The sequence below is a fragment of the Xanthomonas sp. JAI131 genome, from assembly GCF_013410075.1.
In the GTDB taxonomy this organism is placed as follows: domain Bacteria; phylum Pseudomonadota; class Gammaproteobacteria; order Xanthomonadales; family Xanthomonadaceae; genus Xanthomonas_A; species Xanthomonas_A bonasiae.
In genome coordinates, this window is record NZ_JACCCN010000002.1 from 1,346,215 (window position 1) to 1,367,898 (window position 21,684).

At 69.5% G+C, this 21,684-nt stretch carries 12 protein-coding genes and 1 tRNA gene; 5 read left to right on the top strand and 8 right to left on the bottom strand.

The window, feature by feature from the left end; translation table 11 throughout:
* Positions 1-89: 89 nt before the first annotated feature.
* The 5 genes from HDC36_RS12355 to HDC36_RS12375 all read right to left on the bottom strand — a co-directional run bounded on the left by HDC36_RS12355 (position 90) and on the right by HDC36_RS12375 (position 11,936).
* Positions 90-165 (bottom strand) — tRNA-Ile (locus HDC36_RS12355).
* A 240-nt stretch (positions 166-405) separates the two neighbouring features.
* Positions 406-2,592 carry a 1,4-alpha-glucan branching protein GlgB gene (glgB, locus tag HDC36_RS12360; protein ID WP_179567652.1) on the bottom strand — a complete coding sequence of 729 codons (2,187 nt, stop codon included), beginning with the start codon at positions 2,590-2,592 and terminating at the stop codon, positions 406-408.
* Positions 2,589-5,948, bottom strand: coding sequence for a maltose alpha-D-glucosyltransferase (treS, locus tag HDC36_RS12365; RefSeq protein WP_179567654.1), 3,360 nt, complete (start codon positions 5,946-5,948; stop codon positions 2,589-2,591). The genes glgB and treS overlap by 4 nt, the downstream gene beginning before the upstream one ends.
* Positions 5,945-9,076: a maltotransferase domain-containing protein gene (locus tag HDC36_RS12370; protein WP_179567656.1), complete on the bottom strand. Its 3,132-nt coding sequence runs from the start codon at positions 9,074-9,076 to the stop codon at positions 5,945-5,947. Before HDC36_RS12370 ends, treS begins: the two co-directional genes overlap by 4 nt.
* A gap of 496 nt (positions 9,077-9,572) precedes the next feature.
* A complete protein-coding gene (locus tag HDC36_RS12375; protein WP_179567658.1) occupies positions 9,573-11,936 on the bottom strand; it encodes a GH92 family glycosyl hydrolase in 2,364 nt (787 codons plus the stop codon).
* A 132-nt stretch (positions 11,937-12,068) separates the two neighbouring features.
* Here HDC36_RS12375 and HDC36_RS12380 point away from each other — a divergent pair, with 132 nt between their 5' ends.
* From HDC36_RS12380 to HDC36_RS12390, 3 genes are all read left to right on the top strand, one after another.
* Positions 12,069-13,118 (top strand): LacI family DNA-binding transcriptional regulator, encoded by a 1,050-nt coding sequence (locus HDC36_RS12380; RefSeq protein ID WP_179567660.1) that lies wholly within the window; start codon positions 12,069-12,071, stop codon positions 13,116-13,118.
* Complete coding sequence (locus HDC36_RS12385) at positions 13,115-14,419, top strand: sugar MFS transporter (RefSeq protein ID WP_179567662.1); 1,305 nt, start codon at positions 13,115-13,117, stop codon at positions 14,417-14,419. The genes HDC36_RS12380 and HDC36_RS12385 overlap by 4 nt, the downstream gene beginning before the upstream one ends.
* A gap of 91 nt (positions 14,420-14,510) precedes the next feature.
* On the top strand, positions 14,511-15,797 hold the full coding sequence (locus HDC36_RS12390; RefSeq protein ID WP_179567664.1) for an AGE family epimerase/isomerase: 1,287 nt from the start codon (positions 14,511-14,513) through the stop codon (positions 15,795-15,797).
* A 223-nt stretch (positions 15,798-16,020) separates the two neighbouring features.
* Here the strand turns inward: HDC36_RS12390 and rpoD are convergent, their stop codons facing one another.
* Both rpoD and dtd read right to left on the bottom strand, forming a co-directional pair.
* A complete protein-coding gene (rpoD, locus tag HDC36_RS12395) occupies positions 16,021-17,880 on the bottom strand; it encodes an RNA polymerase sigma factor RpoD (RefSeq protein WP_179567666.1) in 1,860 nt (619 codons plus the stop codon).
* A gap of 111 nt (positions 17,881-17,991) precedes the next feature.
* Positions 17,992-18,432 (bottom strand): D-aminoacyl-tRNA deacylase, encoded by a 441-nt coding sequence (gene dtd, locus HDC36_RS12400; protein ID WP_179567668.1) that lies wholly within the window; start codon positions 18,430-18,432, stop codon positions 17,992-17,994.
* Positions 18,433-18,639: 207 nt separating this feature from the next.
* Between dtd and HDC36_RS12405 the strand changes: the two genes are divergently transcribed.
* Positions 18,640-19,554, top strand: coding sequence for a lauroyl acyltransferase (locus tag HDC36_RS12405; protein ID WP_179567670.1), 915 nt, complete (start codon positions 18,640-18,642; stop codon positions 19,552-19,554).
* A gap of 25 nt (positions 19,555-19,579) precedes the next feature.
* Here HDC36_RS12405 and HDC36_RS12410 read toward each other — a convergent pair whose 3' ends face one another.
* Positions 19,580-20,101, bottom strand: a complete 522-nt coding sequence (locus HDC36_RS12410) for a GNAT family N-acetyltransferase (protein WP_179567672.1) — start codon at positions 20,099-20,101, stop codon at positions 19,580-19,582.
* Between the two features lie 310 nt (positions 20,102-20,411).
* Here HDC36_RS12410 and ribA point away from each other — a divergent pair, with 310 nt between their 5' ends.
* Entirely contained in the window at positions 20,412-21,533 is a 1,122-nt protein-coding gene (ribA, locus tag HDC36_RS12415) for a GTP cyclohydrolase II RibA (protein ID WP_179567674.1), read from the top strand.
* Positions 21,534-21,684 lie beyond the last annotated feature (151 nt).

The following is a 21,684-nucleotide window of genomic DNA, read 5'->3' on the forward strand; positions in this document are numbered from 1 at the left end:
GGCTGCCGCTGCACAGCAAGCGCATTGCGCCAGTGGCCCCTCCGCATGACGCGAGCACCCTGGATGGCGTTGCGCGCGCCACGGCTTATTGGTGGGCCCACCAGGATTCGAACCTGGAACCAAAGGATTATGAGTCCTCTGCTCTAACCGTTGAGCTATAGGCCCGGAAGCGTCCGGAGCGGGCGGGCGATGCGTCGGCCGCCGGCTTGGCGCCTCTGGCGTGCATGCAGAGGAAGGCGCCGAGGCGGGCGTGAGTTTAACGTCCGCGGTGGCGCGCTGTCTGCCCGCCGCGGTAGACGCGGCGGACGACGCCTTTGCTGATGGGACGGCGACGGAGGGTCGGACGGCTCCGCGCCGTCACTTGTCGTCCGGACCTGGCTCCCCTTCCCCGCCCTCAATCCATCCTCAGTCTTCCAACCCCAACACCAACACCCCCAACGGCGGGATGGTCAGCGACAGCGAGGCCGGATGACCATGCGCGCCGATGTTTTCGGTGCGCACGCTGCCGCCGTTGCCGGTGTTGCTGCCGCCGTAGATCTCGGCGTCGGAGTTCAGCAGTTCGCGCCAGCGGCCGCCGCGGGGAACCCCGATGCGGTAGCCGTGGTGCACCAGCGGGGTGAGGTTGGCCACCACCAGCAGCGGGGTATCGCTGCCCTGGGCGGTGCGCAGGTAGGCGAACAGGCTGTTGCCGGCGTCGTCGCCGATGACCCAGGCGAAGCCGTCGGGGGTGTCGTCGCGGGCGTGCAGCGCGGGGTGTTCGGCGTACAGGCGGTTGAGGTCGCGGACCAGGCGCTGGATGCCGCGGTGGCGTGGGTCGTCGAGCAGGTGCCAGGGCAGCGCGGCGTCGTGGTTCCACTCGGTGGGCTGGGCGATTTCGCAGCCCATGAACAGCAACTTGCGCCCGGGGTGGGTGTACATGTAGCCGAGGTAGGCGCGCAGGTTGGCGAAGCGCTGCCAGTCGTCGCCGGGCATGCGCCCGAGCAGGGAGCGTTTGCCGTGCACCACTTCGTCGTGGGAGATGGGCAGCATGAAGCGCTCGGAGTACGCGTAGACCATGCTGAAGGTCAGTTCGCCGTGGTGGTAGCGGCGGTAGATGGGATCCAGTTCGATGTAGTGCAGGCTGTCGTGCATCCAGCCCATGTTCCATTTGTAGTTGAAGCCCAGGCCGCCGTGCGCCAGGTCGGCGGTGACGCCCGGCCAGGCAGTGGATTCCTCGGCGATGGTGATGGCGCCCGGCGCGTGTTCGGCCACGACCTGGTTGAGCCGGCGCAGGAAGGCGATGGTCTCGTAGTTCTCGCGGCCGCCGTGGATGTTGGGCACCCAGTCGCCGGCGTTGCGGCTGTAGTCGCGGTAGAGCATGGAGGCCACCGCGTCCACGCGCAGGCCGTCGACGTGGTAGCGCTGCAGGAATTCCAGGGCGCTGGCGATCAGGAAGCCGGAGACTTCGCGCCGGCCGTGGTTGTAGATGAGCGTGTTCCAGTCGCGGTGGAAGCCTTCGCGCGGGTCGGCGTGTTCGTACAGCGAGGTGCCGTCGAAATGGGCCAGGCCGTGGGCGTCGGTGGGGAAATGCGCCGGCACCCAGTCGACGATGACGCCGATGTCTTCGCGGTGGCAGCGGTCGACGAAGCGGGCGAAGCCGTCGGGCGAGCCGAAGCGCGCGGTGGGCGCGAACAGGCCCAACGGCTGGTAGCCCCAGGAGCCGCCGAACGGATGCTCGGTGACCGGCATCAGTTCGATATGGGTGAAGCCCATGTCGGCGACATAGGGAATCAGGCGGTCGGCCAGCGCATCCCAGTCGAGCATGCTGCCGTCGTCGGCATGCATCCACGAGCCGGCGTGGATCTCGTACACGCTCAATGGCGCGTTCGGGCTGTGGCGGCGCGCCCGCGCCGCCATCCAGGCGTCGTCGCGCCACTGGTACGGGGTGGGATCGGCCACGATCGAGGCGGTGCCGGGCGCCAGTTCGGCGCGGCGTGCGACCGGGTCGGCCTTGGCCGGCAGGTCTTCGCCGCGCGGGCCGCGCAGCGCGTACTTGTAGTGCGCGCCCACTTCGACGCCGGGTACGAACAGTTCCCACACGCCGGCCTGGTGACGCAGCCGCATCGGGTGGCGGCGCGCGTCCCAGCTGTTGAAATCGCCGATCACCGCGGCGCGCGTGGCGTTCGGCGCCCACACCGCGAAACGGGTGCCGCGCACGCCATCGACTTCGACCGCGTTCGCGCCCAGCGCATCGGCCAGCTGCAGATGGTGGCCTTCGCTGATCAGGTGAAGGTCGAAATCGCTGAGCTGCGGGCCGAAGGCGTAGGCGTCCTCGGTGACCTGCTCGCCGCCGGGCCAGCGGATGCGCAGGCGGTAGCGGCCGTCGTCGGGCAGCGGCGCGGAGAAGAAACCGGGGCTGGGACCTTCCTGCAGCGGCACCTCGCGGCCGTCCTCGAGCACCGCCGCCACGGCTTCGGCGCCGGGCAGGTAGCTGCGCAGCACGCGCGTGTCGCCGATGCGGTGCGCACCGAGCACGGCGAACGGGTCGCCGTGGCGGGCATTGGCGAACGCGCGCAGCGTCGCCTCGTCCCAGGTGTGGCCGACATCACTCATCGCATCGCCTCCTGTGGCGCGGGAAAGCGGTCGAGTATGCGCAGCAGTCCCTGTATCGGCACCATGATCCAGGCCGGGCGGTTGGCGGCCTCGTAGCGAATTTCATAACTGGCCTTCTCGATCAGGAACAACAGGGTGGTGGTCTCGAAGGCGGCCGGCGCCACCCACGGATGCGGGCTGGCGTCGAGTACCTGGCGGTAGGCGGCCAGGAAGGTGGCGCTGGCGCGGCTGCGGAACGCGGACAGGAAGGCGTCCAGCGCGGTGTCCAGGCCGACGCCGGCGCGTGCGGCGGTGCCTTCTTCGCCCCGTGCCGACACTTCGCTGGCGTAGTCGAGCGAGCGCAGGAAGCCGGCCACGTCGTGCAGCGGGCTGGCCTTGGCGCGGCGTTCGTCCAGGGACCTGGCCGGTTCGCCTTCGAAGTCGATCAGCACCACGTCGTCGAACGCGACCAGGATCTGGCCGAGGTGGAAATCGCCATGCACGCGGGTCAGCAGCGCGCCGTCGAGCAGGGCCGGGGCCTGTTGCAACCAGGCGTCCAGGCGCGGACGTTCGGCCAGCAACGCGTCCATCGCGGCGCGCTCGGCGCCATCCTCGCTGCCGTCGCGATGCGCGGACAACGTGTCCCACATCGCCTGCACTTCGTGCTCCACACCCGCAACGACCTGCCGCGCGGCCGCGGCATCCACCGGCTGCGGCGCGAACGCGGCGGCATCGGTCGGTTGTGCCAGCACGTCGTGCAGCTCGGCCAAGCGCCGGCCGACCACGGCGGCGAAGGCGTCGTAGCCGGCCACGCTCTCGTCGCGCGCGGCATCGTCCTGGGCGGCGGCGTATTCCTCGGCGCCGCGCGCCAGGTGATCCAGGGTCCAGCGCCAGGCATCGCCCTGGTTGCGCACGAAGCCCTGCAGCAAGGCCAGGGTGGTTTCCACGCCCTGCGCATCGACGCGGGTGACGTGGCCGAACAAGGGCGCGGCGTTGGCGTAGCCGATCTCGGTCAGGCGCGCGCCGAGTTCGATCTCGGGGTTGGCACCGGCGGAAACGCGGCGCAGCAGTTTGAACACCGCCTTGTCGCCGACGATCAGCGAGCTGTTGCTCTGCTCAGCCGACAGCCAGCGGATCTCGGCGTCGTCGGCGATCTCGACCGCGGCCAGTGCCGGCGTCGGGCAGAAGCGGATCTGTTCGGGCGCGGCATCGGCACCGGCATGGGTCTCGCCCTGGACCGACAGCACCGCGCCCTCGCGCAATGCGGCAAGCGTGGTGCGGGTCAGCGATTTCAGCGCGAAGCCGTCGGTCAGATAGCCGACTTCGCGGCCGTGCCGCACCCGCGCCAGCGCCAGCTGTTCGGCCAGCACGCTGGGCTGCTCGCGGTCCCAGACGATGCCCAGCGGCAGCATGTAGCGCTCGTATTCGCCATGCTCCAGCTCCGCTTCGATCTCCAGCATGGTCAACGCGTCGGTGCCGGGCAGCGGGGTGCGGCGGGCGATGCGCACGCTGCGCAGCGCGCGGTCCTTGGCCGCGAACCAGCGCCGCGTGGACAGCCACGCCGGCAGGATGTCGCGCTCCAGCGTGCCCAGGTGCGGCAGCAGCGCATCGGCATCGACCGCGCCGCGCAGCACCAGGGTCTGGTAGTCGGGCAGCGGCATCGGCGCGGGCACGTGCCAGTCCGGCAGCGTGGCGTTGCCGACCAGCTGGAACGCGTAGAAGCCGAACGCCGGCACGGTGAGCAGGTAGGTCAGGCGCCCGATCGGCGGGAAGCTGCCGCCGCCGATGATGTCCACCGGCACCCGGCCTTCGAATTCGGACAGGTCCAGTTCCACCGCCTGCAGCGTGTGCGAGAGGTTGGCCACGCACAGCACGGTCTCGTCCTCGTGGCAGCGCAGGTAGGCGAGCAGGCGGCGATTGCCGGGATACAGGAAGCGCAGCGTGCCGCGGCCGAAGGCGCGATAGCGCTTGCGCACCGACAGGATGCGCCGCGTCCAGGTCAGCAACGAATGCTGGTCGCGCTGCTGCGCCTCGACGTTGACCGCCTGGAAGCCGTACAGCGGGTCCATGATCGGCGGCAGCACCAGCGCGGCCGGGTCGGCGCGCGAGAAGCCGCCGTTGCGGTCGATCGACCACTGCATCGGTGTGCGCACGCCGTCGCGGTCGCCGAGGTGGATGTTGTCGCCCATGCCGATCTCGTCGCCGTAGTACAGCACCGGCGTGCCGGGCATGCTCAGCAGCAAGGAGGTCATCAGTTCGATGCGGCGGCGGTCGCGCTCCAGCAGCGGCGCCAGGCGCCGGCGGATGCCCAGGTTGATGCGCGCGCGGCGGTCGGCGGCGTAGGTCTGCCACAGGTAGTCGCGCTCGGAGTCGGTGACCATTTCCAGGGTCAGCTCGTCGTGGTTGCGCAGGAAGATCGCCCACTGGCAGCTCTCCGGGATTTCCGGGGTCTGGCGCATGATGTCGGTGATCGGGAAACGGTCTTCGCGCGCGATAGCCATGTACATGCGCGGCATCAGCGGGAAGTGGAACGCCATGTGGCATTCGTCGGCGTTCTCGCCGAAATACTGCTGGGTGTCTTCCGGCCACATGTTGGCCTCGGCCAGCAGCATGCGGTCGGGATACTCGGCGTCCAGCGTGGCGCGGATGCGGCGCAGGATGGCGTGGGTCTCGGGCAGGTTCTCGTTGGAGGTGCCGTCGCGCTCGATCAGGTACGGCACCGCGTCCAGGCGCAGCCCGTCCACGCCCAGGTCGAGCCAGAAGCGCATCACTTCCAGCACCGCTTCCAGCACGGCCGGGTTGTCGAAGTTCAGGTCGGGCTGGTGCGAATAGAAGCGGTGCCAGAAGTACTGCCCGGCGACCGGGTCCCAGGTCCAGTTGGAGTTCTCGGTATCGCAGAAGATGATGCGGGTGCCGGCGTAGTCCTGGTCGCTGTCGGACCACACGTAGAAGTCGCGCTCCGGCGAACTGGCCGGCGCGTTGCGCGCGCGCTGGAACCAGGCATGCTGGTCGGAGGTGTGGTTGATCACCAGCTCGGTGACGATGCGGATGCCGCGCGCGTGCGCTTGCGCGACCAGCCGTTCGAAGTCGGCGATGCTGCCATAGTCCGGATGCACCGCCATGTATTCGGCGATGTCGTAGCCGTCGTCGCGGCGCGGACTGGGATAGAACGGCAGCAGCCAGATGGTGTCCACGCCGAGATCGGCGATGTAGTCGAGCTTGGAGATCAGGCCGGGGAAATCGCCGATGCCGTCGTCGTTGGAATCGAAGAACGACTTCACGTGCACCTGGTAGATGATCGCGTCCTTGTACCAGAGCGCGTCGCGCACCAGCGGGCTCGCCTCGCTGTCGGCGGACAATGGAACTGCAGCATTCATGAAGTGGCTCCGGCGCGGATACGCCATAGGGAAAACGGCCGCGAGGGATCGAGGCGAATGGTTTGCTGCTTGCTGTGCCAGGCAAAGGCGTGGCCATCCCACAGGTCCTGCACGGCGACGCTGGCGTGGTCGGGCAGGCCCAGCTCCCACAGCGGCACTTCGATCTGTGCTTCCTGCGCGGCATGCGGGTCGAGGCTGATCGCCACCAGCACCAGGCTGCGGCTGCGCGCCAGATGCGCTTCATCGAGGAACTTGCCGAAGTACAGCACCTGATCGTTGTGCGCGAGATAGAAACGCGTGCCCAGGTGCGACTGCAGTTCCGGGTGCTGGCGACGCAGCAGATTGAGGCGGGTGATCTCGTCGACGATGTCGCCGGGCGCGCGCTCCGGCCACACGCGCAGCTGGTACTTCTCCGAATCCAGGTATTCCTCCTTGCCCGGCGCCAGCGGCGTGGCCTCGCACAGTTCGAAGCCCTGGTACATGCCCCACAGGCCCGACAGCGTGGTCGCCAGCGCGGCGCGGATCAGGTGGCCGCCGCGGCCGCTCTGCTGCAGGAACACCGGGTTGATGTCCGGCGTGTTGACGAAGAAATGCGGGCGGAAGCATTCGCGCGGAATGCCGGTGTTGAGTTCTTCGATGTAGGCCTGCAGTTCGGCCTTGTGCTGGCGCCAGGTGAAGTAGGTGTAGGACTGCGAGAAGCCGACCTTGGCCAGCCGGTACATCGGCTTGGGCCGGGTGAAGGCTTCGGACAGGAACACCACCTGCGGATGGCGGCCGCGCACTTCGGCGATCAGCCATTCCCAGAACGGGAACGGTTTGGTGTGCGGGTTGTCGACCCGGAACAGGTTGACGCCTTCGTTGACCCAGAACAGCACCGCATCGCGCAGCGCATTCCACAGCTCGGGCACCGCGCCGCTGGCGTAGAAATCGACGTTGACGATGTCCTGGTATTTCTTCGGCGGATTCTCCGCGTACGGGATCGAACCGTCGGCGCGCCAGGTGAACCAGTCCGGATGCTCGCGCAGCCACGGATGGTCCGGCGCGCACTGGATCGCGAAATCCAGCGCCAGTTCCAGGCCCTGCGCGGCGGCCGCGGCGCGCAGCCGGCGGAAGCCCTCCAACCCGCCGAGTTCGGCGTGCACCTCGGTGTGCCCGCCTTCGGCCGAGCCGATCGCATACGGGCTGCCGGGTTCGCCGGGTTGCGCGGTGACCGCGTTGTTGCGGCCCTTGCGGTTCTTCTCGCCGATCGGGTGGATCGGTGGCATGTACAGCACATCGAAGCCCATCGCGCGGATGTGCGGCAGGCGCTTGATGACGTCGTCGAAGGTGCCGTGGCGCGCGAGGTCGCCGCTCTGCGACCGCGGGAACAGCTCGTACCAGCTGGAGAAATGCGCGCCACGGCGCTCGGCCTCGACGCGGAAGGTCATCGGGTATTCGGTGCGGAACGGCTTGTCGTCGGCGCGCGCCATCGCTTCGGCGGTGCCGGGTTCCAGCAGGATCTCCGCGCGCGCAGCGGGATCCTCGCTGCGGGTGATCCGGGCGAGGATCGCCTTCAGCCGTGCGTTCAAGGCGCCGCGGCTGCGCGCACGCGCCGCCTCGACCTGGGCCAGCGCTTCCTGCACGTCCACCGGCAGCAGCGTGCCGGCGGCGCGCTTCTTTTCCAGGTCGGCATGGGTGGTGGCGAAGATGTCGCGCCAGGCTTCGATGCGGAATTCGTAACGGCCCAGCCGCTCCAGCGGGAACTCGCCGCGCCAGCGGTCGTTGCCCAGCGCGCGCATCGGCGCAGTGGACCAGGTGCGTGCGTCGGCGGCGCGCCACAGCAATGCCACCGCGATGCGGTCGTGGCCGTCGCAGAACGCGTCGGCTTCCACGCAGATGCGGTCGCCGACGGTGCGCTTGACCGGGAAGCGGCCGTCGTCCACCGAGGGCGTCACCGCTTCGATGCAGATCCGCGCCGCAGCGGCGGCGACATCGGCCGGCGTGCGGGCGCGGGCGGCGGCCAGCACCGGACGCGCCGGCACGCTGCGATAGACGCGCACTTCGCCCGCTTCCAGGGTGCCGCCCTGGTCGCCCTGGATCGGCTCGCCCTGATCGCTGAGCAAGCTTTCGCTGTCGCCGAGCAGGCGCAGCAGCGCCGATCCCGGTACCGGCAGCAGATGATCGCGATCGCTGTTGAGCAGCACCAGCCACGGCGCGGCGCCGAGCGGTTCCACCGCGATTGCGGTCAGCGCGCCATCGCGCAGCAAGGGACGCAAGCGCAGATCTTGTCCGGCAGCGGCCGGGATGGCCGGCGCGGCATCGGCATCGGTGTCAGCCGGCGCTGGCAAGGCGGTGAGTTCGGCGATCGCCCATGCATCGCCGAACGCGGATGCCAAGCGGGCGCGTTGCGCGCGCTGCAACGGCGGCTGCGCTTCGGACGGCGCATCGGGATCGATGGTGGCGACGACGCGGCGCGCCAGGCTGCGCAGCGCCACGTCTTCGTCGAAGAACCAGCTGCCGCGTCCGTCCCACCAGGCCAGCGACGAGAACGCCGCATCGAAGCCGGCGCCCTGCAGCCCGCGCAAGGACTCCAGGCCCAGGCCAGGCGTCCAGGCCAGGAATTTCGCGCCGGGCACGTCCGCCTGCACATCGGCGATCAAGCTGCGCCACAGCGTGGCCGGCACGCGCTGCGGCTGCAGCACGCGGAATCCGGCCACGCCGCTGCGCAGCCAGTCGCGCACACGCACGCTCCACCACTGCGCCAGTCCCGCGCCCTCTTCGGCGTAGGCGAAGCGGCCCTGGGCGATTTCCGGCGTACCGCGCTGCGTGCGCGGATCCGGCAGCGCCGAGGTGCGCGCGCGGAACCAGTGCGGATGTTGCTGCAGCAGGCCGCTGCCGCCGCCGATCTCGTCGATGCGCAGATCGACCAGCAGGTTCAGGCCGTGCTTCTGCGCCAGCGCCAGCCACTGCTGCAGCTGTGCAGTGCCGGCGGCATCGTCGCTGGCCGGATCCGTCAGCCGCCCTTGCGGGTCCTGCGCGAACGGATTGGGCAGTACGACATGATCGCAACCATTGGCCTGCGCGGCGGCCATGGCCGTCTCCAGCGTGGCCGCGTCGTGCGTAAGGGGGGACAGCAGGCAGACATGCATTCGGATATCCCGTTCGGCGTAATGAGGAGTGCACGATCCAGACCGCAGCGATCGCCATCGGCGGCACGGATCGGCCGTCGCACAAGACGAAGACGGAATGCACCTGCACGATGTGCCGCATCCGCAATCGGATTCGACGCCGGGGCGCCAATGCCGCTCGATGCCATGCGACTGGCCCCACAAGACCACAGGGGATGCCAATGGAATGTGTTCATGGCATTAAATAAACGCATACGCCGGCTGGCCGCGGACGCTCGCCAAGCGGCCGTGCGCAGCGCGCGCGGCTCCGCGGCGCGGGGTTTGCGCAGGAATCTTCACTGCGGGCGCTGCGCTGCCGACGCCTTGACGTCATCGTCCGTTCACGCGCTTACGACGGCTTGCAGACGCGGGCGGGCATCTTCGCCAAGCGCGAAGACGCGGGCGTGACGCTGGTTGCCGCCACGTTTCGGGCAGATCGGCGTCGCGGCAACCGCTGCCGCGACGATGCAGCGCTCGCCTATTCGCTCATCGAATAGGCGCGCTCGGCCGCGCCCGCAGCCCAGGTCTTGTTCGGCTCCGCCTGCAGGGTGAAGCGCAGCTCGCCGCCAGCCATGATCTCCTCGTGGCGCAGGAACGCGCGGTCCAGCGGGCGGCCGTTGAGGGTGACGCGGCCGATGTAGGGATGCGCGTCGTCCAGGCCGTCGGCGACGATGCTGAAGCGCTTGCCGTTAGGCAGCGCCAGGGCGGCATGCGGCAGGAACGGGCGGCCGATGATGTACTGGTTGCTGGCCGGCGCCACCGGGTAGAAGCCCAGCGCGGTGAACACGTACCAGGCCGACATCTGCCCCAGGTCGTCGTTGCCGGCCAGGCCGTCGGGACGTGCCGCGTACTGGCTGCGCATGATCTGCTGCAGCCGCGCCTGGGTGCGCCACGGCTGCCCGGCGTACGCATACAGATAGGCGACGTGGTGGCTGGGTTCGTTGCCGTGCGCGTACCAGCCGATCAGCCCGGTGATGTCTTCCATGTGTTCGAACACCTTGGGATCGACCTTGGCCTCGAACACCTGGTCCAGCCGTGCCAGCAGCTTGTCCTCGCCGCCGTGCGCGCGGGCCAGGCCGGCCACGTCCTGTGGCACGTACCAGGAATACTGCCAGGCATTGCCTTCGGTGTAGTCGCTGCCGTAGCCGCTGGCGCTTGGGTCGAACGGTTCACGGAAACTGCCGTCGCGCTTGCGCGCACGCATGAAGCCGGTGCTGGCGTCGAAGGCGTGCTGCCAGTTGCCGGCGCGCTTGCCGAATTCGCTGGCCACCTCGCTGCGCCCCATCGCCTGCGCCATGCGTGCGATGGTCCAGTCGTCGAACGCGTACTCCAGGGTCTTGGACGCGGCCTCGCCTTCCTCGTCGATCGGCACGTAGCCCAGTTCGCGGTACTGGGCGATGCCGTCGTACGGGCCGTAGTCGGCGCTGGCGACCATCGCCTCCAGCGCGGCGTTGGTGTCGTAGCCGCGGATGCCCTTCATGTAGGCGTCGGCGATCACCGGCACGGCGTGGTAGCCGATCATGCACCAGGTTTCCAGGCCCTGGAACGACCACACCGGCAGCACGCCATACGGGCTGTTTTTGCGATGCGCGAGCAGCGAGTTGACGATGTCGTTGGTGCGTTGCGGCGGCTGCACCAGGGTCAGCAAGGGGTGCAGCGCGCGGTAGGTGTCCCACAGCGAGAACGTCGAGTAATTGGTGTAGCCCTGCGCCTGGTGCACGGCGTTGTCCGGCCCGCGATAGCGGCCGTCGCTGTCCATGAACAGCGTGGGGCCGAGCAGGCTGTGGTACAGCGCGGTGTAGAACTGGGTGCGCTGCTGCGGCGGCGCGTCCACCTCCACCGCGCCCAAGGCCTGCGCCCACTGCGCGCGCGCGGCGCGGCGCACGCCGTCGAAGTCCCAGCCCGGCACTTCGGCGTCGAGGTTGGCGATGGCGCTGTCCTCGCTGACCGGCGAGATCGACACCTTCACAAGCAGCGGTTCGCGCGCGGCCTGGCCGAAGTCGAAGCTGGCCACCAGCTGGCGGCCTTCGATCTGCGCGCGCTGCGTGGGGTCGTTGTCGCCCGGCGGCGGGAAGCCCTTGTACGGGATGTCCTGCTCGGTGTTGTGCAAGGCATGGCCGCGCAGCGGCTGCGAGAAGCGCAGCGCGAAGTACAGCTGCCGCCCCGGCGCCCAGCCACGGGTTTCGCGGAAGCCGGTGACGGTACCGTCGGCGCGCACGCGCAGCCGCGACCAGCTGATCTTGCCCGGGTAGTCGTACATGCTGGTGCGCAGGTCCAGCAGCACGTGCGCCGGCTGGCCCTTGGGGAAGGTGTAGCGGTGTACGCCGGCACGCGCGCTGGCGGTGAGCTCGGCACGCACCTGGTAGTCGTCCAGGGTCACCGCGTAGTAGCCGGGCTCGGCGCGTTCGTCGTCGTGGCGGAAGCGCGAGCTGTAGCCGCTGCCGGGTGTGTCCGGATCGCCGCGCTCCAGTCGCACCGCGCCGCTGATCGGCATCAGCAGCACGTCGCCCAGGTCGGAATGGCCGGTGCCGGAGAAGTGCGTGTGCGAGAAGCCGACCAGGCTGCGGTCGTCGTAGCGGTAGCCGGCGGCCCAGCCGTAGGCGTCCTTGCGCGGCTGGATGCGCGTGTCCGGGCTCAGCTGGACCATGCCGAACGGCACCGTGGCGCCGGGATAGGTGTGGCCTTCGCCGCCGGTGCCGATGAACGGGTCCACCGCGGCGACGGCGCGCTCGCCAGGGCTGGCGGCACTGGCCAAGGCCTGCTTGGTGGCGGCGTGCGCCGCCGGCCAGACGGCGGCGAGCAGCAGCGCGACGGCCGCGCGCTGAGTCCAGGTGTTGGGCATTGCGTCTTCCCCGGTCGAATCGGTCCAAGAAACGGATACCACAAAAGCCGTCCTGCATTTTGCTGCACTGCAAAATGCGCAGCGGATCACGACGGCGCAGGATGGGCGGCCTTTTGAACCGGTCTAATCGCCGTGCCGTCGTCCCCCGCCGACAAACGCGTCACCGTGTCCGACATCGCCGCCGCCTGCGGCGTGTCGCGGGCGACCGTGTCGCTGGTGCTGCGCAACAGCCCGCTGGTGCATGCGGACACGCGCGCGCGGGTGGCGGCGGAGATCGCGCGGCAGGGCTACGTCTACCACCGCGGCGCGGCCAGCCTGCGCGGGCGCGCCTCCAATGCGGTGGCGCTGGTGGTCAACGACCTGGCCAATCCGTTCTTCGCCGAATTCGCCGGCGGCGTGGACGCGGCGCTGGCCGAGGCCGGCTACGTGATGCTGATGGGCAGCACCGGCGAATCGCCGGAGCGCCAGCACAGCGTGCTGGCCTCGCTGATCGAACACCAGCCGGCGGCGCTGATCCTGTCGCCGACCGAGAACACCGACGCGGCACGGCTGCGCCAGTTGCTCGGCACGCGGCTGCCGGTGCTGCTGTTCAACCGCGCGCTGGACGGCGACTGGCCGCTGCTGGCGCTGGACAACCGCCGCGGCGCACGCCTGGCCACCGAGCACCTGCTGGCGCTGGGCCACCGCGCGATCGCGTTCTTCGGCGGCCACCGCCAGTCCAGTTCCTGCGCCGAACGCCGCGCCGGCTACCGCGACGCGCTGGCCGCCGCCGGCATCGCCGCCGATCCGGCCTGGCTGATCGAGTGTGCGCCGACCCGGCTGGACGCCGCGCGCCAGGCCGGCGCGCTGTGCGTGCGCGATCCCTTGCCGACCGCGCTGGTCTGCTACAACGACGTGGTCGCGCTGGGCCTGGCCAGCGGCCTGGCCGAACGCGGCCGCCACGCCGGCCGCGACTACGCGCTGATCGGCTTCGACGACATCGCCGAAGCCGCCGTCGCCACCCCGCCGCTGTCCACCGTCGCGGTCGCCCCGCGCGAACGCGGCATGCAGGCCGCGCAGCTGGTGCTGGACGCGCTACGCCAGCAACGGTCACTGCCTGCCCTTACCATCGCCCCGTCCCGGCTGTGCCTGCGCGCCAGCAGCCGGGTCGTCCTATCGTCCGTTCCCGGAGTCGCTGCATGAGCCGTCGTCCGCTGTCCAACACTGCCGCCATCGCGGTGGTCAGCATGATCTTCTTCACCTGGGGCGGGTTGACCAGCCTCAACGATGTGCTGATCCCGCATCTGAAAGCCGTGTTCCAGATGAACTACGCGCAGTCGATGCTGATCCAGTTCACCTTCTTCGGCGCGTACTTCCTGATGTCGCTGCCGGCCGGTGCGGTGGTGGCGCGGACCGGCTACAAGGCCAGCATCGTGATCGGCCTGGTGGTCGCGGCGATCGGCGCGGCGATGTTCTATCCGGCGGCGCGGCTGCCGTCGTATCCGCTGTTCCTGACCGCGCTGTTCGTGCTGGCCAGCGGCATCACCCTGCTGCAGGTGGCGGCCAATCCGTACATCAGCCTGATCGGCGAACCGAGCAAGGCGCCGAGCCGGCTCAACTTCGCGCAGGCGCTGAATTCGCTGGGCACCACCGTGTTCCCGCTGCTGATCGGTCCGCTGATCCTGGCCACCGCGGTGCTGTCGGCCGACAAGATCGCCGCGATGAGCGCGCTCGAACAGGCGGCCTATCGCGGCGCGCAGGCGCAATCGGTGCAGGTGCCGTACCTGCTGCTGGCCGGCGGCCTGTTGCTGCTGGCGGTGTTCGTGCTGGTGATGCGCATTCCCTCGCTGCGCGAAGACGACGCCGGCAGCGCCGAGTCGCATCACAGCTTCGGCGATGCGCTGCGCCAGTCGCACCTGCTGTGGGGCGTGGTGGCGATCTTCATGTACGTCGGCGCGGAAGTGTCGATCGGCAGCTTCCTGATCAACTACATCTCCGGCCCGACCACCGGCGGCCTGACCGAAGCCACCGCCAGCCGCTACCTGGCGTTCTACTGGGGCGGCGCGATGGTCGGCCGCTTCGCCGGCGCCGCGCTGCTGCAGGTGATCCCGGCGCGCAAGCTGCTGGCCGCGTTCGCCGGCGTCGCCTCGCTGCTGCTGATCGTGACCATGATCAGCACCGGCCACGTGGCGATGTGGAGCGTGATCGCGATCGGCCTGTTCAACTCGATCATGTTCCCGACCATCTTCACCGTGGCCATCGAGCGCCTGGGCCCGCTGACCAGCAAGGCCTCGAGCCTGCTGATCATGGGCATCGTCGGCGGCGCGCTGGTGCCGCTGGCGCAGGGCGCGCTGGCCGACGTGGTCGGCATCCAGCACGCCTTCGTGATCCCGCTGCTGTGCTACGCCTATATCCTCTGGTACGGCCTGCGCGGCTCGCGGCTGTCGGCCAACCTGCCGGCCGAGGCGCCTGGCGCCAAGCCGGTGGCGCGCGCGATGCATTGATGCGCGAAACGGGCGCGGCGGCGCGTTGCCGCCGCGCCCTGCGCGTGTCCGTCCCTCCCCTTCCTCCACTCACATGGCTCCTAGCGACCGCATGAACCTGCCTGCCACGCCCCTGCCCGACTTCGCCGATGCCGCCGTGCTGCGCGCGCATATCGCCGACACCATGGCCTTCTACCATCCGCGCGCGATCGATCCGGCCGGCGGCTTCTTCCACTATTTCCGCGACGACGGCAGCGTGTACGACGCCGGCCACCGCCACCTGGTCAGCAGCACCCGCTTCGTCTTCAACTACGCGATGGCGGCGAACGAATTCGCCGATTCGCCGCTGGCCGCCGAGTACCTGGACGCCGCGCGCCACGGCCTGCGCTACCTGCGCGAAGTGCACCGCGATACCGCCAGCGGCGGCTACGTGTGGACCCTGCGCGACGGCGTCGCCGAGGACCGCACCCAGCACGCCTACGGCGCGGCTTTCGTGCTGCTGGCCTATTCCACCGCGAAGAAGGCCGGCCTCGACACCGACGCGTGGATGGACGAGACCTGGCAGCTGCTGGAAACCCGCTACTGGGACGCCGCCGCCGGCCTGTACCGCGACGAGGCCACGCCCGACTGGCAGTTCTCCAGCTACCGCGGACAGAACGCCAACATGCACCTGTGCGAGGCGCTGATCGCCGCCTACGAGGCCAGCGCCGAGCCGCGCTACCTGCAGCGCGCGCTGTTGCTCGCCGACCACATCACCCGCCGGCAAGCCGCGCTGGCCGGCGGCCTGGTGTGGGAGCACTACGACGCGAACTGGCAGGTGGACTGGGACTACAACCGCGACAATCCCAAGCACCTGTTCCGGCCATGGGGCTTCCAGCCCGGCCACCAGGTCGAATGGTCGAAGCTGCTGGTGCTGCTGCACGGGCATCTGCAGGCCGCCGAGGGCAGCGCGCCGGACTGGCTGCTGCCGACCGCCCGCCACCTGTTCGACACCGCGCTGGCGCACGGCTGGGACGCGCAGCACGGCGGCATCGTCTATGGCTTCGCCTCCGGCACCGAGGCCACGCCGGAAGTCGGCGTGCCCGACGTGGCGCGATACCCGACCTACTTCTGCGACGACGACAAGTATTTCTGGGTGCAGGCCGAAGCGATCGCCGCCGCCGCGCGGCTGCTGGCCGCCAGCGGCGATGCGTCCTACCGCAGCGCTTACGACACGTTGTGGACGTATTCGTGGGAGCACCTGGTCGACCACCGCTACGGCGCCTGGTTCCGCATCCTCAGCCGCGACAACCGCAGCTACAGCGACGAGAAGAGCCCGGCCGGCAAGACCGACTACCACACCATGGGCGCCTGCCACGACGTGCTGGCGGTGATGCGCAGCAGCCGGGCGTTCGCGTAACGCGGATGCGGCATGCATGGGGCGCCGGCGACCCGGCGCCTCTGCCTCCTGTAGGAGCGGCTTCAGCCGCGACCGGGTCTTACCGGTAACGCCCGGTCGCGGCTGAAGCCGCTCCTACAGGGGCGCACGCGGAGCCGTTCGATATGGCGAACGGCGCAGCTCTCCATCCACAAAAAAGCCCCGCACATGGCGGGGCTTTTTCGTTGCCGCGAACCGCGCTCGATCAGTCGATATCGAGGAAGCTGCGCAGCTGCTCGGAACGGCTCGGGTGACGCAGCTTGCGCAACGCCTTGGCCTCTATCTGGCGGATGCGCTCGCGGGTGACATCGAACTGCTTGCCGACTTCCTCGAGGGTGTGGTCGGTGTTCATGTCGATGCCGAAGCGCATGCGCAGCACCTTGGCCTCGCGCGGGGTCAGCCCGGCGAGCACGTCGCGCACGGTCTCGGACAGGTTGATGTTGGTGGTGTTCTCGATCGGGGACTCCACGTTGGTGTCCTCGATGAAGTCGCCCAGATGCGAATCCTCGTCGTCGCCGATCGGGGTTTCCATCGAGATCGGCTCCTTGGCGATCTTCATCACCTTGCGGATCTTGTCCTCCGGCATGTCCATTTCCTTGGCCAGCTCCTCCGGCGTGGCCTCGCGGCCGTACTGCTGGAGCATCTGCCGGGAAATGCGGTTCAACTTGTTGATCGTCTCGATCATGTGCACTGGGATACGGATGGTGCGCGCCTGATCGGCGATCGAACGGGTGATGGCCTGGCGGATCCACCAGGTCGCATACGTGGAGAACTTGTAGCCGCGGCGGTATTCGAACTTGTCCACCGCCTTCATCAGGCCGATGTTGCCTTCCTGGATCAGGTCGAGGAACTGCAGGCCGCGGTTGGTGTACTTCTTGGCGATCGAGATCACCAGACGCAGGTTGGCCTCGACCATTTCCTTCTTGGCCTTGCGCGCCTTGGCTTCGCCATAGGCCATCGCGCGGCTGATTTCCTTCAGCTCGGTCAGGCTCAGGTAGGTCGCCTGCTCCACCGCCACGGTCGCTTCCTGCTCGGCGACGATCTGGTCCTTGACGTCGCGCAGCGCCGAGGACCACTTCTGCTTGCGCTTCAGTGCGTCGTCGACCCAGGCCACGTTGGTCTGGTTGCCTTCCCAGGAACGGATGAAGTCCTTGCGCGGCATGCGCGCCACGTGCGTGGCCAGATGCAGCACGCGACGCTCGTGGTCCTTGACCTGGGCCATGGTGTCGCGCAGCTTGCGCACCAGCACGTCGGTCAGCGGCAGCGGCAGCTTCAAGGTGACGAACACCTCGGCGATGTCGGTGCGCAGCTTGGTGACCAGCTTGTGCTCGGCGCCGTTCTTGGCGTGTGCCTTCTTGAACTTGGCGTATTCGGTGGCCAGCACCTCCATGCGCCGCGCGACTTCGGCCGGGTCCGGACCGGTCGGGCCGGCCTCTTCCTCGGCGGCTTCGACTTCCTCGTCGTCGTCGTCGTCGCTGGCATCGGCGGCGCTGTCGTCGTCGCTGGCGACCACGACCGGCGCCGGCTCTTCCTCGATCAGGTCGTTGAAGCCGACCACGATCTCGGCCAGGCGCTTCTTGCCTTCCTTGTGCTGTTCGTAGTCCTCGAGCAGGGTCTCCACCGCCAGCGGGAACGCGCCGAGCGCGGCCTGGACCTGGCTGAGGCCTTCCTCGATGCGCTTGGCGATGGCGATTTCGCCTTCGCGGGTCAGCAGCTCGACCGTGCCCATCTCGCGCATGTACATGCGCACCGGGTCGGTGGTGCGACCACCTTCGGTGTCGAGCGCGGTCAGCGCCGCGGCGGCTTCTTCGGCCGCGGTGTCGTCGACTTCGCGGTTGCCGGTGTTGCCGTCGTTGAGCAGCAGGGTCTCGGCGTCGGGAGCGACTTCATGGACGTCGATGCCCATGCCGTTGATCATGCTGATGATGTCTTCGATCTGCTCCGGATCGACCAGGTCGTCGGGCAGATGGTCATTGACTTCGGCGTAGGTCAGATAGCCCTGTTCCAGGCCCTTGCTGATCAGTAGCTTGATGTCGGATTGCTGGGCAGGACGTTCGTTGGCCATGAGTGCTCGCGCCACCGGCAGGTAGATGAATGAGTGAACCTAGCATTATAACAGCCCGGACCGCCGCTTGCCGGACAAGGAGCTGAATCGCTCCGCCAGGAGCGCCCCGGCCTAGGGCCGAAGCAGGAAAGTGACCGGGCCGTCGTTGACCAGGCTGACGATCATATGGGCACCGAAGCGCCCGCTTTCCACCCCGGGGGCGTGCCGTTCCCGGCAGATTTCCAGCAATCGGTTGAAGCCGCGTTCAGCCTCGGCCGGCGGCGCGGCGGTGGTGAAGCTGGGGCGCATCCCTGAGCCCGTGTCCGCGGCCAGGGTGAACTGGCTGACCAGCAGCAGGCCGCCGCCGGTGTCGCGCAGCGAGCGGTTCATGCGCCCATTGTCGTCGGCGAACACGCGGTAGCCGAGCAGGCGCTCGGCCATGCGCTGGAACTTGGCCTCGTCGTCGCCCGGTTCCACCGCGACCAGCGCCAGCAGGCCGGGGCCGATACGGCCGACCGCCACATCGTCGACGCGGACTTCGGCTTGGCTGACGCGCTGGATCAGGGAGAGCATGGGCGGGATTCGGGATTCGGGATTCGGGATTCGGGATTCGGAAGCATCAGGGTTCGGCGCGGCGCTGTCATCCCGCCGGCATCATCGCCGAGTCGCGGCGCTCGGCGGAAGCCGCGATGGCCCGCAAGCCGGCCGATCCGTGATGCCGATCGGGTCATCCGGGCGCAGTCGACCTGGCACGGCCGGCCGAGCGGATAAACTGGCGCGATGAAACCCGCAACGCTCGCCACCGTTCTGTACCGCTGCGCCGCCGCCGTGGCGCGCCTGCCCTGGCCGTGGCTGCGGCGCCTGGCCGACGGCCTGGCCGGCCTGTGGCTGCGCCTGGACGCGCGCGAAAGCCGGGTCACCCGCCGCAACCTGGAGCTGGCCTACCCGGAGCTGCTGCCGAGCGAGCGCATCGCGCTGCACCGCGACGTGCTGCGCTCCACCGCGCGGCAGGCGTTCGAGACCCTGGTGCTGTGGACCCGGCCGCCGGCGCAGAACCTGGCGCGGCTGCGCCAGCGCCACGGCCAGGACCTGTACGACGCCGCGCTGGCGTCGGGCCGCGGGGTGATCGTGGCCGCGCCGCACTTCGGCAACTGGGAACTGCTCAACCAGTGGCTGGCCTCGCGCGGCGACATCGCCATCGTCTACCGCGCGCCGGCCTCCGACGTCGGCGATGCCTTCCTGCAACTGGTGCGCAGCGGCGACAACGTGCGCCAGGTGCGCGCCGAAGGCCCGGCGGTGCGGCAGCTGTTCAAGGTGCTCAAGGACGGCGGCGCGGTCGGCATTCTTCCCGACCAGCAACCCAAGGCCGGCGATGGCGTGTTCGCGCCGTTCTTCGGCGTGCCGGCGCTGACCATGACCCTGGTCAACCGGCTGGCCGAACGCACCGGCGCGATCGTGCTGTTCGCGTGGTGCGAGCGGGTCGGCAACGACCTGGAGTTCGCGCTGCAGGTGCAGCCGGCACCGGAGGCGATCGCCGACCCGGACCCGCTGCGCGCCGCGACCGCGTTGAACGAGGGCGTGGAACGGGTGGCGCGCCGCGACCCGGCGCAGTACCAGTGGACCTACAAGCGCTACACGCTGCGTCCGGATCCGGCCGAAGCCAACCCCTACGCCACGGCCAGGCACCCGCACTAGCGGTGTCGCGCCTCCCGCGCAGCGGCTAGTCGTCGTGCGGGTCCGCCGGCGTGGCGAGGATGCGCTGGTAGAAGGCCAGATCCAGCCAGCGCCCGAACTTGAACCCGGCCTCGCGCACGGTGCCGGCATGCACGAACCCCAATTGCTCGTGCAACGCGATGCTGCCGGCGTTGCTGGCGTCGATGCCGCCCACCAGCACGTGCACGCCGCGTGCCTGCGCCGCCTCGACCAGGGCCAGCAGCAGGCGCCGCCCCAGGCCCTTGCCGCGATGGTCGCGGTGCACGTAGACCGAATGCTCGACGCTGTACTTGAACGCCGGCCAGGCGCGGAACGTGCCGTAACTGGCGAAACCGAGCAGGCTGCCGGCCGCATCCTCTACCCCGATCACCGGGAAACCGCCGGCGCGCTTGGCCGCGAACCAACCGGCCATGCTCTCCGGCGGGCGCGGCCGGTAGTCGTACAGGGCGGTGGAATGGACGATGGCCTCGTTGAAGATCTCCAGGATCGCGCCGGCATGGCGCTGTTCGGTGCATTCGACGAGGTGCATGCGCAGGTCCTGGAGAACGGGTCCGGCGTAGTAGAAATCAATCGACCGCGCTTGAACATGCCCGCCCCGCTTGCCGGGCGATTGCGGCCGCGATTGGGTGAGTGACCGCGCGCCGGCCAGCGGTTGCATGCGCTGCATGGCGGCGCGGCGCACAGTGCGTTCCATCCTGCGGATGCTGGCGGCGCGGCCAAACCACGCGACAATGGCCGCCCGGGCACGCCGCCCCGCCCGCTCCCATACGGCGCGACCGCGGCGCGCCGTCGCCGACCAGCCTTGAAGCGGCGCCGGAGATCCCCATTTGGAGTCGTGCATGACCAGCCCCGTCCCCACCTCCGCGCACCCCTTCGGCGATCCCGCCGCGATCCGCAGCGAGCGCGCGGCCTCGGAGCTGCGTGCCGGCCGCCCGGTGGTCATCGAGCACCATGGCCAGGCGCGCGCGGTGCTGGCGCTGGACAGCAGCACCGCGCAGTCCTACCTCAGCTTCGCCCAGGCGGCGGCGCAACGGCATTACCTGTTCCTGACCCCGACCCGCGCGCAGGTGCTGGGCCTGGCCGCGCCGCAGGGCGCGCGCATCGCCCTGGCCGGCCAGTCCTACGACGCGCTGGCGGCGCTGGCCTACCTGCGCGACGGCACGCTGCCGGCGCACTGGCTGCCGGGCGATGCGCTGGATGCCGGCGCGGTGGAGATCGCGCGCCTGGGCCTGTTGTTGCCGGCGATGATCGCGGTGGACCTGGGCGCGGACAGCAGCGCCTTCCAGGGCTGCCAGTCGCTGCAGCTGGACGACCTGGAACACGGCTGCGCGACCACCACCGCCGGCAGCTACGAACTGGTGACCCGCACCCAGGTGCCGCTGCGCGATCTCGGCAGCAGCGAATTCGTGGTGTTCCGCGGCGGCGTGGCGCAGCGCGACCAGGTCGCGATCGTGATCGGCCAGCCCGACCTGTCCGCGCCGGTGCCGGTGCGGGTGCACTCCTCCTGCCTCACCGGCGACCTGTTCGGCTCGCTGAAGTGCGACTGCGGCGACCAGCTGCGGCATGGCCTGGCCAAGCTCAAGGAGCTCGGCGGCGGCGTGCTGCTGTACCTGGACCAGGAAGGCCGCGGCACCGGCATCGCCACCAAGATGCGCGCCTATGGCTACCAGCACGACGGGCTGGACACCATCGACGCCGATGCGCAGCTGGGGTTCGGCGCCGACGAGCGCCGCTACGGCGGCGCGGTGGCGATGCTGCGCGGGCTCGGCATCCAGCGCGTGCGCCTGCTGACCAACAATCCCTCCAAGGCCGAGCGCCTGCGCGCAGCCGGCATCGAGGTGGTCGAACGCATCCCGATCACCGGCGCGATCACCGCCGAGAACGAGGGCTATCTGCGCACCAAGGCGGCCCGTGCCGGCCATGCGCTGGATGTGGACGCGCTGATCCACGCCGCGCGCTGAGCCGCGACGGCGCAGCACCGGCGACGACGACAGCGGCGCACGCCGAACGACGGGGCGTGCTGCGGACAGGGTTTCCACGCCGCGCGCCCGCGCACGAAGCACTTCGGGCGCCGCCCGCGTTACGATCGGGGACCTACGCGGCGCGCGTGCG